This is a genomic window from Pseudomonas sp. LBUM1662 (genome assembly GCF_059695915.1).
Genome location: NZ_CP166793.1, coordinates 5,816,114 through 5,830,266 on the forward strand (window position 1 = coordinate 5,816,114; position 14,153 = coordinate 5,830,266).

General features: G+C 60.4%; 10 protein-coding genes. 6 read left to right on the forward strand and 4 right to left on the reverse strand.

Annotation, left to right across the window (positions count from 1 at the left end; all coding sequences use genetic code 11):
- The first annotated feature begins 148 nt into the window (after positions 1-148).
- The 5 genes from ACA049_RS26465 (at position 149) to ACA049_RS26485 (ending at position 8,591) form a co-directional block, all read left to right on the forward strand.
- Positions 149-3,997 (forward strand): sensor domain-containing protein, encoded by a 3,849-nt coding sequence (locus ACA049_RS26465; protein WP_497331022.1) that lies wholly within the window; start codon positions 149-151, stop codon positions 3,995-3,997.
- Between the two features lie 248 nt (positions 3,998-4,245).
- Positions 4,246-5,499 carry a serine hydroxymethyltransferase gene (gene glyA / locus ACA049_RS26470; RefSeq protein ID WP_109634995.1) on the forward strand — a complete coding sequence of 418 codons (1,254 nt, stop codon included), beginning with the start codon at positions 4,246-4,248 and terminating at the stop codon, positions 5,497-5,499.
- 297 nt (positions 5,500-5,796) lie between these two features.
- Entirely contained in the window at positions 5,797-7,110 is a 1,314-nt protein-coding gene (locus tag ACA049_RS26475) for a C4-dicarboxylate transporter DctA (protein WP_497331024.1), read from the forward strand.
- 67 nt (positions 7,111-7,177) lie between these two features.
- Positions 7,178-7,882 (forward strand): FadR/GntR family transcriptional regulator, encoded by a 705-nt coding sequence (locus ACA049_RS26480; protein WP_462019683.1) that lies wholly within the window; start codon positions 7,178-7,180, stop codon positions 7,880-7,882.
- A gap of 25 nt (positions 7,883-7,907) precedes the next feature.
- Positions 7,908-8,591 (forward strand): GntR family transcriptional regulator, encoded by a 684-nt coding sequence (locus tag ACA049_RS26485; RefSeq protein ID WP_497331026.1) that lies wholly within the window; start codon positions 7,908-7,910, stop codon positions 8,589-8,591.
- A gap of 99 nt (positions 8,592-8,690) precedes the next feature.
- Here ACA049_RS26485 and yjiA read toward each other — a convergent pair whose 3' ends face one another.
- From yjiA to ACA049_RS26500, 3 genes are all read right to left on the reverse strand, one after another.
- Positions 8,691-9,659 carry a GTPase gene (gene yjiA, locus ACA049_RS26490; RefSeq protein WP_497331028.1) on the reverse strand — a complete coding sequence of 323 codons (969 nt, stop codon included), beginning with the start codon at positions 9,657-9,659 and terminating at the stop codon, positions 8,691-8,693.
- 161 nt (positions 9,660-9,820) lie between these two features.
- Positions 9,821-10,018, reverse strand: coding sequence for a YbdD/YjiX family protein (locus ACA049_RS26495; protein ID WP_008154232.1), 198 nt, complete (start codon positions 10,016-10,018; stop codon positions 9,821-9,823).
- Positions 10,019-10,032: 14 nt separating this feature from the next.
- Positions 10,033-12,099, reverse strand: coding sequence for a carbon starvation CstA family protein (locus ACA049_RS26500; RefSeq protein WP_497331030.1), 2,067 nt, complete (start codon positions 12,097-12,099; stop codon positions 10,033-10,035).
- Between the two features lie 159 nt (positions 12,100-12,258).
- On the opposite strand from ACA049_RS26500, the gene ACA049_RS26505 reads away from it, so the two are divergent.
- Positions 12,259-12,627 (forward strand): PilZ domain-containing protein, encoded by a 369-nt coding sequence (locus ACA049_RS26505; RefSeq protein ID WP_497331032.1) that lies wholly within the window; start codon positions 12,259-12,261, stop codon positions 12,625-12,627.
- A 132-nt stretch (positions 12,628-12,759) separates the two neighbouring features.
- Here ACA049_RS26505 and radA read toward each other — a convergent pair whose 3' ends face one another.
- Complete coding sequence (gene radA / locus ACA049_RS26510) at positions 12,760-14,127, reverse strand: DNA repair protein RadA (RefSeq protein WP_109635008.1); 1,368 nt, start codon at positions 14,125-14,127, stop codon at positions 12,760-12,762.
- Positions 14,128-14,153: the final 26 nt, after the last annotated feature.

Here is a 14,153-nt window from a genome sequence, read left to right on the forward strand (position 1 = left end):
GTAACCGGCAAAGCTACCTGAATGACAGATGGCAGTCCAGCCGTGAGGGGCTGGCACTTCGCCACAACTCAAGGCATGCTAGCCGCCCTTCGGGCGTCCGGCTTATAGTGCACGTCGCGCCAGTCCAGCCAAACCGCAGGATTACAGTTTGTCTAATGTCTCTCCGCCATCGTCCGTGAGCGCACCCCATCCTGCGACCGGCTCGCCCCTGCGCGGATCCTTGAAGGGTGCGCTGGCGACGCTCGTGCTGTTGCTGCTCGCACTGCTGTTCTGGCAGTTGCTGGATCAGCTTCGCGAGACCCAGAAACACCAGCGCCAATACACCATCGACTACACCGCCGACCTGGCCGCGCAAGTCAGCCTGGACATGGCGCTCAACGCCCAGATCGCCCTCAATCTGCTACCGATCGTCGAACAACCGCAAAGTGCCGACGAACAGCAGGCTTTGCTGCGCAAGCTGCAACAGTCGCTGCCCGAACTGAAAAGCCTGGCGTTGCTCAGTCCTTCCGGCAAAGTCCTCAGCGACAGCGCCACTGACAGCCAGGACGCCGATTACCTGAGCGATCTGGTCCGGCGCAGTCGTGCCCAGGCCCACTATTTCAGCAACGCCGACGACGGCTCGGTGGTGCACCTGCTGCTGCATCAGGCCAGCGGCAGCACCCGCGGTTACTGGGCCCTGCGTCTGACGCCGACTTTTTTCTCGTCACTGACAAAACAGAACGAAGCCGGCATCCGTCCGTTGTGGCTGGTGGAAAACCGGGTCAATCATCAGATTGTCAGCCGCGATGAAGGGGTGCCTTCAGTCAACCCCGGCGCCGTGACCCCGGACGATCTGGCCAACAGCGTGCTGACCGTTCCCCTGAGCAGCAGCGACTGGCAAATGCGCGGGCTGTTCGATCGCCAGCAAGTGCTCGAACACCTGTTGCCGGCGTTCATCGGCAAATGCCTGTTGGGCCTGGCCTTCTCCTTGCTGCCGTTCATCGCGCTGCTGAACATTCGCCGCCGTCAACGCCAGCTGCATGAAGGCCGCCGGCGCTATCACGATATTTTCGAAGGCACTGGCGTCGCCCTGTGCGTGCTGGATGTCTCGGGGCTCAAGAGCTTTTTCGACAAGGCCCAGTTGCACAGCAACGAGCAACTCAAGGCCTGGCTCGACGTACCGGAGCAACGCCAGCAACTGCTTCAGGAACTGCGCATTACCGAGGTCAACCAGGTCGCCCTGCAACTGCTGAACGTCAACTCCTGCGCCCAGGCCTGGAAACTGTTGATTGACGGCTGCCCGCTGGACGGCACCGCCATCGGCCATCAAGTACTCGAAACAGTGCTCAACCAGCAGAGACAGCTCGAGCTGGAAATCAAACTCCAGGATGCCAGTGGCCGCGACCAGCACCTGTGGCTGGTGCTGCGCCTGCCGGAAGATCACGCCGACTATAAAGCGGTGATCCTGAGCATCACCGACATCACCAGCCGCAAACTCATCGAGCTGTCGCTGCTGGAACGTGAAGGGTTCTGGTCCGACGTGGTGCGCACCGTGCCGGATCACCTGTATGTGCAGGACGTGATCAGCCAGCGGATGATTTTCAGCAACCATCACCTGGGCCAGACCCTCGGTTACAACCGTACCGAGCTGCAACAGATGGGCGAGTACTTCTGGGAAATCCTCCTGCACCCCGAAGATGCCGATTATTACCACCGTTCGCGCCAGACCCAGCGCCACGCGGGTTACGCCCAATTGCTGCAATGCCAGCTGCGGTTCCGTCATCGCGACGGCAAGTGGCGACGTTTCGAGATTCGCGAACAGGCCTTGGCGCGGGACAAACACGATCAAGTCACGCGGATCATCGGCGTGGCCAAGGACATCACTGATCAGATCGAAGCCAGTGAATCCCTGCGCGACAGCGAGCAACGTTATCGGATGCTCGCCGAAAGCATCAGCGACGTGATTTTCTCCACCGACAGCAAGATGAAGCTCAACTACGTCAGCCCGTCGGTGCAAGCCGTGCTGGGCTACGACGTCGAGTGGATCTTCCAGAATGGCTGGCAATCGACCATCGCCAACCCGCAACAACTGACGGGGATTTATGGCCTGATGGACCGGGTCAGCAAAGCTCTGGATAAACCCGAGCAATTGGCGCTTTTGCGCAGCCAGGTACAGACCCAACTGTTCCTGTTCGATTGCTTGCGCGCCGACGGGCGCAAGATCCCGATCGAGCTGCGGCTGGTGCTGGTCTGGGACGAACACGGAGCATTCGAAGGCGTGCTGGGCGTCGGTCGCGACATCAGCCAGCAACGCCGGGCCGAGAAAGACCTGCGCATGGCGGCCACGGTCTTCGAGCATTCGACCTCGGCGATCCTGATCACCGACCCAGCGGGCTACATCGTCCAGGCCAACGAAGCGTTCAGTCGCGTCAGCGGCTATGCGGTGGAGCAAGTGCTCGATCAGTTGCCGAACATGCTGACCGTCGACGAGCAGCAGGAAGCTCATCTGCGTTATGTGCTCAAGCAACTGCATCTGAACAGCACCTGGGAAGGTGAAGTCTGGCTCAAGCGGCGTAATGGCGAACACTATCCGGCGTGGGTCGGCATCACCGCCGTACTCGACGATGAAGGTGATCTGGCCAGTTACGTGTGCTTCTTCAGCGACATCAGTGAGCGCAAGGCCAGTGAGCAGCGGATCCACCGCCTCGCCTACTACGACGCCCTGACTCACCTGCCCAACCGCACGCTGTTCCAGGACCGTCTGCACACGGCGCTGCAATCGGCCGAGCGGCAGAAGTCCTGGGTGGTGCTGATGTTCCTCGACCTCGACCGTTTCAAGCCGATCAATGACTCCCTCGGTCACGCTGCCGGCGACCGTATGCTCAAGGAAATGGCCACACGCCTGCTCGGTTGCGTCGACGATGACGACACCGTGGCGCGCATGGGCGGCGATGAATTCACCTTGCTGCTGCAATCGCGCATCAACCGTGAAATCGCCTTGAACCGGGCGATTCATGTGGCCGAGCAGATTCTCGCCAGCCTGGTGAAACCGTTCGTGCTGGAAGGCCGCGAGTTCTTCGTCACCGCCAGCATCGGCATCGCCCTGAGCCCGCAGGATGGCAACGAGCTCAGCCAGCTGATGAAAAACGCCGACACCGCGATGTACCACGCCAAGGAACGCGGCAAAAACAACTTCCAGTTCTATCAGGCGGACATGAACGCCAGCGCCCTGGAGCGCCTGGAACTGGAAAGCGACTTGCGCCATGCCCTGGAACAAAACGAATTCGTTCTGTACTACCAGCCGCAGTTCAGCGGCGACGGCAAACGCCTGACCGGTGCCGAAGCGCTGCTGCGCTGGCGTCATCCGCGTCGCGGCCTGGTGCCGCCGGGGGATTTCATTCCGGTACTCGAAGAGCTCGGGCTGGTGGTGGATGTCGGTGACTGGGTGATCAGCGAAGCCTGTCGCCAGCTCAAGACCTGGCATCAGGCCAAGGTGCGAGTGCCGAAGGTGTCGGTGAACATCTCGGCCCGGCAGTTCTCCGACGGCCAGCTCGGGACGCGGATCGCCACCATTCTCAAGGAAACCGGCCTGCCGCCGGCGTGCCTGGAGCTGGAGCTGACCGAAAGTATCCTGATGCGCGAAGTCAGCGAAGCGATGCAGATCCTCGCCGGGCTGAAAAACCTCGGCCTGAGCATTGCGGTCGATGACTTCGGCACCGGCTATTCATCGCTCAACTACCTCAAGCAATTCCCGATCGACGTGCTGAAAATCGACCGTACCTTCGTTGATGGCCTGCCGTCAGGTGAACAGGATGCGCAGATTGCCCGGGCGATCATTGCCATGGCCCATAGCCTCAATCTGGCCGTGATCGCCGAAGGCGTGGAAACCCATGAGCAGCTCGATTTCCTGCGTGAGCATGGGTGTGATGAGGTTCAGGGGTATCTGTTCGGGCGGCCAATGCCGGCGAGCCGGTTTGAAGCGCAGTTCAGCAATGATGCGTTGTTCATGTTCGACTGAAATTCTGTTGAGTGGCCACTGGCGCCTTCGCGGGCAAGCCTCGCTCCTACGGGTTTTGGGGCGTACACAATATTTGTGGGCTCTTCGCCCCCTGTAGGAGCGAGGCTTGCCCGCGATGAGGCCGGCACGATCACCGCTGATCCCGTCATGAAGCCCACTTGTCTGCGACATGATGTCCTTTCATATGCCATCTAAAACCCATTGGGTTAGAATGCCCCCCTTTTCTGCCCCGATCCTTGAGGACCGCCATGTTCAGCCGTGATTTGACTATTGCCAAGTACGACGCCGATCTTTTTGCCGCCATGGAGCAAGAAGCTCAGCGCCAGGAAGAACACATCGAGCTGATCGCTTCGGAAAACTACACCAGCCCAGCGGTGATGGAAGCTCAAGGCTCGGTACTGACCAACAAGTACGCCGAAGGCTACCCGGGCAAGCGCTACTACGGTGGTTGCGAGTTCGTCGACGTGGTTGAGCAACTGGCTATCGACCGTGCAAAAGAGCTGTTCGGCGCCGATTACGCCAACGTTCAACCGCACGCCGGTTCCCAAGCCAACAGCGCCGTTTACCTGGCTCTGCTGCAAGCAGGCGACACCATCCTGGGCATGAGCCTGGCCCACGGCGGTCACCTGACCCACGGCGCCAGCGTTTCTTCCTCCGGCAAGCTGTACAACGCCGTTCAGTACGGCATCGACGCCAATGGCCTGATCGACTACGACGAAGTCGAGCGCCTGGCCGTTGAGCACAAGCCGAAAATGATCGTGGCCGGTTTCTCTGCCTACTCGCAGATCCTCGACTTCCCGCGCTTCCGCGAAATCGCTGACAAGGTTGGCGCCTACCTGTTCGTCGACATGGCTCACGTGGCCGGTCTGGTCGCCGCTGGCGTCTACCCGAACCCGGTTCCATTCGCTGACGTCGTGACCACCACCACGCACAAGACTCTGCGCGGTCCACGTGGCGGCCTGATCCTGGCCCGCGCCAACGCCGACATCGAGAAGAAGCTCAACTCCGCCGTTTTCCCGGGCGCCCAGGGTGGCCCGCTGGAGCACGTGATCGCCGCCAAAGCGATCTGCTTCAAGGAAGCGCTGCAGCCTGAGTTCAAGACCTACCAGCAACAAGTGGTGAAAAACGCCCAGGCCATGGCCAGCGTCTTCATCGAGCGCGGTTTTGACGTGGTGTCCGGCGGTACTGAAAACCACCTGTTCCTGCTGTCGCTGATCAAGCAGGAAATCTCCGGTAAAGACGCCGACGCCGCTCTGGGCAAAGCGTTCATCACCGTGAACAAGAACTCCGTGCCAAACGATCCACGCTCCCCGTTCGTCACCTCCGGCCTGCGCTTCGGCACTCCGGCTGTGACCACTCGTGGCTTCAAGGAAGCAGAGTGCAAAGAGCTGGCCGGCTGGATCTGCGACATCCTGGCTGACCTGAACAACGAAGCGGTGATCGACGCCGTTCGTGAGAAGGTCAAGGCCATCTGCAAGAAGCTGCCGGTGTACGGCGCTTAATTGCACCGCTGAACCGCAGCGATAAAAAAACCGGCCAGTGATGGCCGGTTTTTTTTCGTCTGTTGGAAGATCAAAAGATCGCAGCCTCGTTGCACTCGACAGCTCCTACAAGAATCGTGTCGGCACCACTGGTCAGACCGGTCATGCCAATTTTGTTGTTTCCACTTGTCATCGGCAAAAAACCGAGCGTAGACTGCGCCTGCACTGGACATACCGGTAAGACCACAATAATTAAGTCCTGAATCTGATGCGCCCCTCAAGCGCACGGCAGCCAGGACACCGACCAGGATTCCTCCCATGCTCAGATGGTGCTCGCGTTCAATCTTCCTCCAAGTGGTTCTCGGACTGGTGCTCGGCATCGTCTGCGGGCTGACCCTTCCTGAATACTCGGCCCAGCTCAAACCGCTCGGCGACGGTTTCATCAAACTGATCAAGATGCTCATCGGCCTGATCGTGTTCTGCGTGGTGGTCAGCGGCATCAGTGGTGCCGGCGACCTGAAGAAGGTCGGACGCATCGGCCTGAAATCGGTGATCTATTTCGAAATCCTCACCACCATCGCCCTGGTGATTGGTCTGGTGTTCGCGTTCACCACCGGCATCGGCAGCGGCGCGAACATTCATCTGGATCAGCTTTCCGCTGCCGACATGGGCGACATCGCCCAGCGCGGTCAGCACATGCAAACCACCTCCCAGTTCCTGATGAACCTGATCCCGACCTCGGTGATCGGCGCCTTCGCGGAGAACAACATTCTGCAGGTGCTGCTGTTTTCAGTGCTGTTCGGCAGCGCGTTGAACCTGGTGGGCGAAGCGGCTTCCGGCATTTCGCGATTGATCAACGAGCTGAGCCACGTGATCTTTCGCATCATGGGCATGATTGTGCGTCTGGCGCCGATCGGCGTGTTCGGCGCCATCGCTTTCACCACCAGCAAATATGGCCTGGATTCGCTGCAGCATCTGGGCAGTCTGGTCGGCCTGTTTTACCTGACGTGCGTAGCGTTCGTGTCGCTGATTCTCGGCCTGGTGATGCGCCTTTCCGGCCTGAAGATGTGGCCGCTGCTCAAGTACCTGCGCGAAGAACTGCTGATCGTGATGGGCACCGCTTCTTCCGACGCCGTGCTGCCACAGATCATGCGCAAGCTTGAGCATCTGGGCATCGGCAGCTCGACGGTCGGGTTGGTGATTCCTACCGGTTACTCGTTCAACCTCGACGGTTTCTCGATCTACCTGACCCTCGCCATCGTCTTCATCGCCAATGCCACCGGCACGCCGCTGGCCATGACCGACCTGCTGACGATTCTGCTGGTGTCGCTGATCACCTCCAAAGGTGCCCACGGGATTCCCGGCTCGGCGCTGGTGATTCTGGCGGCGACCCTCACGGCGATCCCGGCAATTCCAGTGGTCGGCCTGGTGCTGGTGTTGGCGGTGGACTGGTTCATGGGCATCGGCCGGGCGCTGACCAACCTGATCGGCAACTGCGTCGCCACCGTGGCCATCGCCCGCTGGGAGAAGGACATCGATATTCAACGGGCCAACAAGGTGCTTTCCGGCCAGGTGGGGTATTCCTTCCAGCCGAGAAAACCGGTCGCCCCGGCGCATCAGCAGGAATTCTGAATAACCGCCGTGCCTGCCTCCGGGCAGGCACGGTCATCAACCGTTTTGGATGCTCATGGAGCGAACAGTGATTACCTCGTCGACCGTTGTGAACTCAGTCGTAGAAAAACTTCGGGCCGCTTTGGCCCGTGGTCAGTGGCGCTCCGGCGAAATGCTGCCGGGGCAACGTGAACTGGCCGAACAACTGGGCATCAGCCGCCCGAGCCTGCGCGAAGCGGTGATCGTCCTGGAAACCCTCGGGCTGGTGCGCTCCATGCCCGGCAAAGGCGTGGTGGTGCTGGAGGCCAATCTGAGCGACAGCCAAAGCCACGACAGCGCGGTGGCCGGCGCCAGCCTGGAAGACGTGCTGCAACTGCGATACACCCTCGAGCCGTTCATCGTCGGCCTGGTTGCGCAGTCGATCAGCAGCAAGGAAGTCGGGCAACTGCGCCTGACCCTGATGGACATGCGCGAAGCGCTGGAGGCCAACGACAGCGAGGCCGGGGTGAACGCCTACATCGCCTTCCACGAAGAACTGTTCACGTTGACCTCGAACCCGATTTTCCAGAGCGTGGTGCAGCAGACCAGCAATGCCCTCAAGCAAAGCGCCGAGGTGTTGCGCAACTCCCCCGAGCATCTGGCAGAACGCCTGGAGGAAAACGAAGCCGTGGTGCGCGCGATCCGCAGCAAAAACAGCGCCCAGGCCAGCGCCGAGATGCGTCGGCACATTCTTCGGGAAGGCCAGCGGATGGGCATCGAACTGAATATTCCGGACGACAACCTCGGCAGCTAAAACTGCTTCGAACTGGAGACAGGCCATGAACAGCTTCGCTTCACCGCAGACACTCACTGCCCTGCCCTTTCCCGCGCGGGCGGACGATCTCTATTCGCGGCTCTTCGACGCCATTCTCGAACAGCGCCTCACTGCGTCCAGCCGCTTTACCGAAGAAAGCCTGGCGCAGATGTTCAATGTTCGACGCAGTGACGTTCGTGGCGTACTGACGCGACTGTCCCACCAGCAGATCATCGTCCTTCGCCCGAACCACCGGCCTCGCGTTGCCGCGCTGAATGCCGAGCAGACCCGGCAGACGCTGCATGCCCGCCGGCTGACCGAAATCACCTTGGTGCGACTGGCCTGCCGGCAACCTCGTGCGCAAGACTTGAATCGTCTGCGTGCCCTAATCGAGAACGAGCGTAGCTGTACGGCGCGTGGCCCGGCGATTCGGTTGTCAGGGGAGTTTCATTTGCAGTTGGCAGAGATGGCGGGGAATGCCCCATTGGCGCATTTTCTCGGCAGTCTGGTGCCGCTGACTTCGCTGGCGATTGCGCAGTTTGATGCGCAGGTGGAGGGTTATTGCGGGGGGCATGAGGGCATAGTCAATGCGGTGGAGCGTGGTGATGCCGTGACTGCCGAAGAATTGCTGAACCGGCATCTGGATAATCTTGAACAGATGTTGCTTGATACGGTATCGCTTCCTGGCAGAAATCGTGTTGCCGGTTAGATCGCCTTCGCGGGCAAGCCTCGCTCCTACAGGTTCCGCGTAACCCTTGTAGGAGCGAGGCTTGCCCGCGAAGGCATCATCATTGATGAACACAATCTTTCAATCCGCCGCCACCCGCGCAAACCCTTCCCGAATCTTCTCTTCCGGCAAATCATCGGCAATAAACACGATCACGCTTTCACGCGCTTCGTCATCCGCCCACTCCGTATCCCAGTCGAATCCGTACAGTTTCAACACCCCCTGAAACACCATCCGCCGCGGCTCGCCAACGATGCTCAACACGCCCTTGTAGCGCAGCAACTGCTTGCCATGGTCTTCCAGCAGCTCGTTCATGAACTCGCTGAGTTTGTCGATATCCAGCGGCTTGTCGGTGCGCAGCACCAGGCTGGAAATGCGGTCGATGGAGGGCGCCTTGCCCACGGGGCGCAGGCTGATGCCGCCGAGGTCGGCATTCAGGTTGAAACCACGTACGTCGAGCAATTCAGCCAGGTCGATCTTGCCGTGTTCGACCACGCGAATCGGCGCGCGGCGGTTGATGCGGGTCAGGCGCTCGCTCAGCGCGGTAAACGTCGCTTCGTCCACCAGATCGCGCTTGCTCACCAGCAAGCGGTCGGCAAAACCGATCTGCGCCTGGGCGATGGTCTGGGTCAGGTGCGTGTCGGCATGAGCCGCGTCGACCAGGGTGATGATGCCATCGAGGATGTAACGCTCGCGCAGCTCTTCATCGATGAAAAAGGTTTGTGCCACTGGCGCCGGATCGGCCAGGCCGGTGCATTCGATCACCAGACGGTCAAAGGCGATTTCGCCGCTGTCCAGGCGTTCGAGCAGCAGGTACAGGGCTTTGGTCAGGTCGGTGTGGATGGTGCAGCAGACGCAGCCGTTGGACAGCGTCATCACTTGCACCGGCTCGTCGCCCAACAGCTGGGTGTCGATACCGGCTTCACTGAATTCGTTCTCGATCACGGCGATTTTCAGGCCGTGCTCGGCTTTGAGCAGGTGGCGCAGCAGCGTGGTCTTGCCGGCGCCGAGGAAGCCGCTGAGGATCGTGACGGGGATGGGAGAGGACAACTGGAGTCTCCTGTTCACAAAATGAGAATTCAACACAAAAACAAATGTGGGAGCGGGCTTGCTCGCGAAAGCGGTGTGTCAGTCAGCACAAATGTTGAATGACGGATCGCATTCGCGAGCAAGCCCGCTCCCACAGGGATTGCATCAAGCCGGCTGTTGCATCAACAGCACTTCGGCCCACCCTTGCCACCGTAACGCGCTTCCTGACGTTCCCTGAAGAACATCTCGTAAGTCATCACCGGTTTGTCCGGGTGTTTGGTTTGCATATGCTCGACGTAGTTGTCGTAGTCGGGCATGCCGACCATCAGGCGCGCGGCCTGACCGAGGTATTTACCGAGGCGACTCAGGTCATTGAACATCGTGCATTCCTCGATTACGCATCCGGCAGCACCTGGAACGGTGCTTCTTTATCCGTACGTTCTTTGCTGCCCCAGGCGGAAATACCGACCTTGAGCGCATAGAACAGGATGCTGAAGACCACGAACAGGAACAGCGCGGTGAGCGTTGCGTTGGTGTAAGCGTTGAAGATCACGTGCTGCATCTGAGTGATGTCCTTGGCCGGGGCGAGGATCTGACCGTTGGCCAGGGCATCGCTGTATTTTTTCGCCAGCGACAGGAAGCCGATCGCCGGGTTGGCGTCGAACAGCTTGATGAAGCCCGCGGTGGTGGTGCAGACCAGCAGCCAGACCGCTGGCAGCATGGTCACCCAGACGTAGCGTTGGCGTTTCATTTTGATCAGCACAACGGTGCCGAGCATCAGGGCGATACCGGCCAGCATCTGGTTGGAGATGCCGAACAATGGCCACAAGGTATTGATGCCGCCCAGTGGATCGATCACGCCCTGGTACAGCAACCAGCCCCACATCGCCACGCAGCCGGCGGTGGCGATCAGGTTGGCGGTCCAGGATTCGGTGCGTTTCAGCGCCGGCACGAAGGAACCCAGCAAGTCCTGCAGCATGAACCGTCCGGCACGGGTGCCGGCGTCGACTGCGGTCAGGATGAACAGCGCTTCGAACAGGATCGCGAAGTGGTACCAGAACGCCATGGTGTTTTCACCCGGCAGGACACTGTGCAGGATCTGCGCAATACCGACCGCCAGGGTCGGCGCACCGCCGGCACGGGCCAGGATCGTGGTTTCACCGATGTCCTTGGCCACCGCTTGCAGCGCTTCCGGAGTGATTGCAAAACCCCAGCTGGTGACCGTTTGAGCCACTGCCACCACGTCACCGCCAACGACAGCCGCCGGGCTGTTCATGGCGAAGTACACGCCTGGCTCGATCACCGAAGCTGCGACCATCGCCATGATGGCCACGAAGGATTCCATCAGCATGGCGCCGTAACCGATGTAACGGGCGTTGACTTCGTTATCCAGCAGTTTCGGCGTGGTGCCGGAGGAGATCAGCGCGTGGAAACCGGAGACCGCGCCACAGGCGATGGTGATGAACAGGAACGGGAACAGACCGCCCTTCCACACAGGCCCGGTGCCGTCGACGAACTGGGTCAATGCCGGCATTTTCAGCTCGGGCATGGTGACCAGGATGCCGATCGCCAGCGCCACGATGGTGCCGATTTTCAGAAAGGTCGACAGATAGTCACGCGGCGCCAGAATCAGCCAGACCGGCAGCGAGGCGGCCACGAAACCGTAACCGACCAGCATCCACGTAATCTGCACGCCAGTGAAGCTGAACGCTTTGGCCCAGACCGGATCAGCGGCAATTTGCCCGCCCAGCCAGATCGAACCGAGCAGCAGCAACACGCCGACCACGGAGATTTCACCAATGCGGCCCGGGCGGATGTAGCGCATGTAGATGCCCATGAACATCGCGATCGGGATGGTCGCCATCACCGTGAAAATCCCCCATGGGCTCTCGGCCAGGGCTTTCACGACGATCAGCGCCAGCACCGCGAGGATGATGATCATGATCAGGAAACAGCCGAACAGCGCAATGGTGCCAGGGATACGGCCCATTTCTTCACGGACCATGTCGCCCAGGGAGCGGCCGTTGCGACGGGTGGACATGAACAGGACCATGAAGTCCTGAACCGCACCGGCCAGCACCACACCGGCAATCAGCCACAGCGTGCCGGGCAGATAACCCATCTGCGCCGCCAGGACCGGACCGACCAGCGGCCCCGCGCCAGCGATGGCCGCGAAGTGGTGACCAAAGAGGATGTGTTTGTTGGTGGGGACGTAGTCCAGACCGTCATTGTTGAGTACGGCGGGGGTGGCCCGTCGCGGGTCGAGTTGCATCACATTGTTGGCGATGAACAGACTGTAGTAGCGGTAGGCAACCAGATAAATGGCCACGGCCGCGACCACAATCCACAAGGCGTTGATCGCCTCACCTCGGCGCAATGCCACGACACCAAGAGCGCACGCCCCTACGATTGCCAGCAGCAGCCAGGGTAGATGGCGTAGCAGGCTATTATTATTTTTCATTTTATGATTCCAGCCAGGGTGGACAAGAAAGACAGCCACCCCGAGTTTAGCTCGCCTGACGGCAAAGGCCATACCCCGACATAGGTCTAGAGGCCTGTCCTGACTGGCAGGCTTTGACCCAGCGGGTCTATAGTCAGCGCACAACCAGAGGATTGCGCCATGAGCGAACACCCTGCCGATCGCCGCCGCTTCAAACGTATTGCGTTCGATGCCAAAACCGAACTGAGCCAAGGGGAATTCATCTGGCCGGTGAAGCTGATTGACCTGTCACTCAAGGGGCTGCTGATCGAGAAACCCGAGCCGTGGCTGGGCAATCCGGACTGGCATTTCCTGGTCGATATTCATCTGACCGAAGACGTCGAGATCAAGATGGACGTGATGTTGACCCACGATGACCATGGCCAGCTCGGGTTTGTCTGCAAGCACATCAGCCTGGAATCGATTGAGCGGCTGCGGCGGTTGATTGAGTTCAACCTGGGGGATCCCGAGGAATTGGAGCGCGAGTTGGGCGCCTTGATCGAAATCTAAAGACTCAACACTAATCCAATGTGGGAGCGGGCTTGCTCGCGAAGGCGGTGTGTCAGACAACATCATTACTGAATGTCAGTCCGCCTTCGCGAGCAAGCCCGCTCCCACATGGGTCGTGTTCTGTCTGGAAGGCTATTCGAACAGAGCGTCGAGTGCCTGTTCCAGGCGGGTCACCGCAATAATCTGCAACCCCGGCGGCGCTTCCTTGGGAGCATTGCCCTTGGGCACGATGGCGCGTTTGAAGCCGTGCTTGGCGGCTTCCTTCAAACGTTCCTGGCCACTCGGCACCGGGCGCACTTCGCCCGACAGCCCGACTTCACCGAACACCAGCAAATCGTGCGGCAACGGCCGGTTACGCAAACTGGACATGACCGCCGCCATCAACGCCAGGTCAGAGGCCGTTTCCAGCACCTTCACCCCGCCAACCACGTTGAGGAATACGTCCTGGTCGTGAGTCGGAATCCCGCCGTGACGATGCAGCACCGCCAGCAACATCGCCAGGCGATTCTGATCCAGCCCCAGCGTGACCCGACGCGGGTTCGCCAGATGGCTGTCATCCACCAGCGCCTGGACTTCCACCAGCATCGGCCGCGTCCCTTCCCACGTCGCCATGACCACACTGCCCGGGACTTCTTCCTGGGCACGGGTGAGAAAAATCGCCGAAGGGTTGGAGACTTCTTTCAACCCCTTGTCAGTCATGCCGAACACGCCCAATTCGTTAACGGCACCGAAACGGTTTTTCACCGCACGCAGCAATCGCAGGCGCCCATCGGACTCGCCTTCGAAATACAAAACTGTATCGACCATGTGCTCCAGCACGCGCGGCCCGGCCAGGGCGCCTTCTTTTGTCACGTGGCCGACGAGGAAAATCGCGGTGCCGCTCTGCTTGGCATAACGCACCAGCAACGCCGCACTTTCCCGAACCTGCGACACGCCGCCCGGTGCCGATTGCAGCTGTTCGGTGAAGATCGTCTGGATCGAGTCGATCACCATGACCTTGGGCTTTTCGACCCGGGCGGTGGCGATGATGGTTTCGATGCAGGTTTCGGTCATCACCCGCAGTTGGTCCTGAGGCAAACCGAGACGGCGCGCACGCATGGCCACTTGCTGCTGGGATTCTTCGCCGGTGACGTACAACGCCGGCATGACTTTGGCGAGGTTGCACAAGGTTTGCAGGAGAATGGTCGACTTGCCGATGCCCGGGTCACCGCCGATCAGCACCACCGAACCATCCACCAGCCCACCACCCAACACTCGGTCGAGCTCGCTGGACGCGGTGGAGAAGCGCGGAATCTCTTCGACGCTGACTTCCGCCAGGGTCTTGATCTGCGCCTGCTGGCCGGTCCAGCCGGTGCGACCGCTGGGTGGCGCGGCACCGCCGCTCTCGACCATGGTTTCGGTCAGCGTGTTCCAGGCCCCGCACTCGCCGCATTGGCCGGCCCACTTGGGGAAGGTTGAGCCGCACTCGGTGCAGCCGTACATGCGCTTGGCCTTGGCCATCAGAACTCCCGGCAAAAACCGCGATG

Coding starts and splice junctions, on each gene's coding strand:
- glyA (WP_109634995.1), top strand. CDS start 4,246: ATGTTCAGCCGTGATTTGACTATTGCCAAGTACGACGCCGATCTTTTT.
- ACA049_RS26475 (WP_497331024.1), top strand. CDS start 5,797: ATGCTCAGATGGTGCTCGCGTTCAATCTTCCTCCAAGTGGTTCTCGGA.
- ACA049_RS26485 (WP_497331026.1), top strand. CDS start 7,908: ATGAACAGCTTCGCTTCACCGCAGACACTCACTGCCCTGCCCTTTCCC.
- ACA049_RS26495 (WP_008154232.1), bottom strand. CDS start 10,018: ATGTTCAATGACCTGAGTCGCCTCGGTAAATACCTCGGTCAGGCCGCG.
- ACA049_RS26500 (WP_497331030.1), bottom strand. CDS start 12,099: ATGAAAAATAATAATAGCCTGCTACGCCATCTACCCTGGCTGCTGCTG.
- ACA049_RS26505 (WP_497331032.1), top strand. CDS start 12,259: ATGAGCGAACACCCTGCCGATCGCCGCCGCTTCAAACGTATTGCGTTC.
- radA (WP_109635008.1), bottom strand. CDS start 14,127: ATGGCCAAGGCCAAGCGCATGTACGGCTGCACCGAGTGCGGCTCAACC.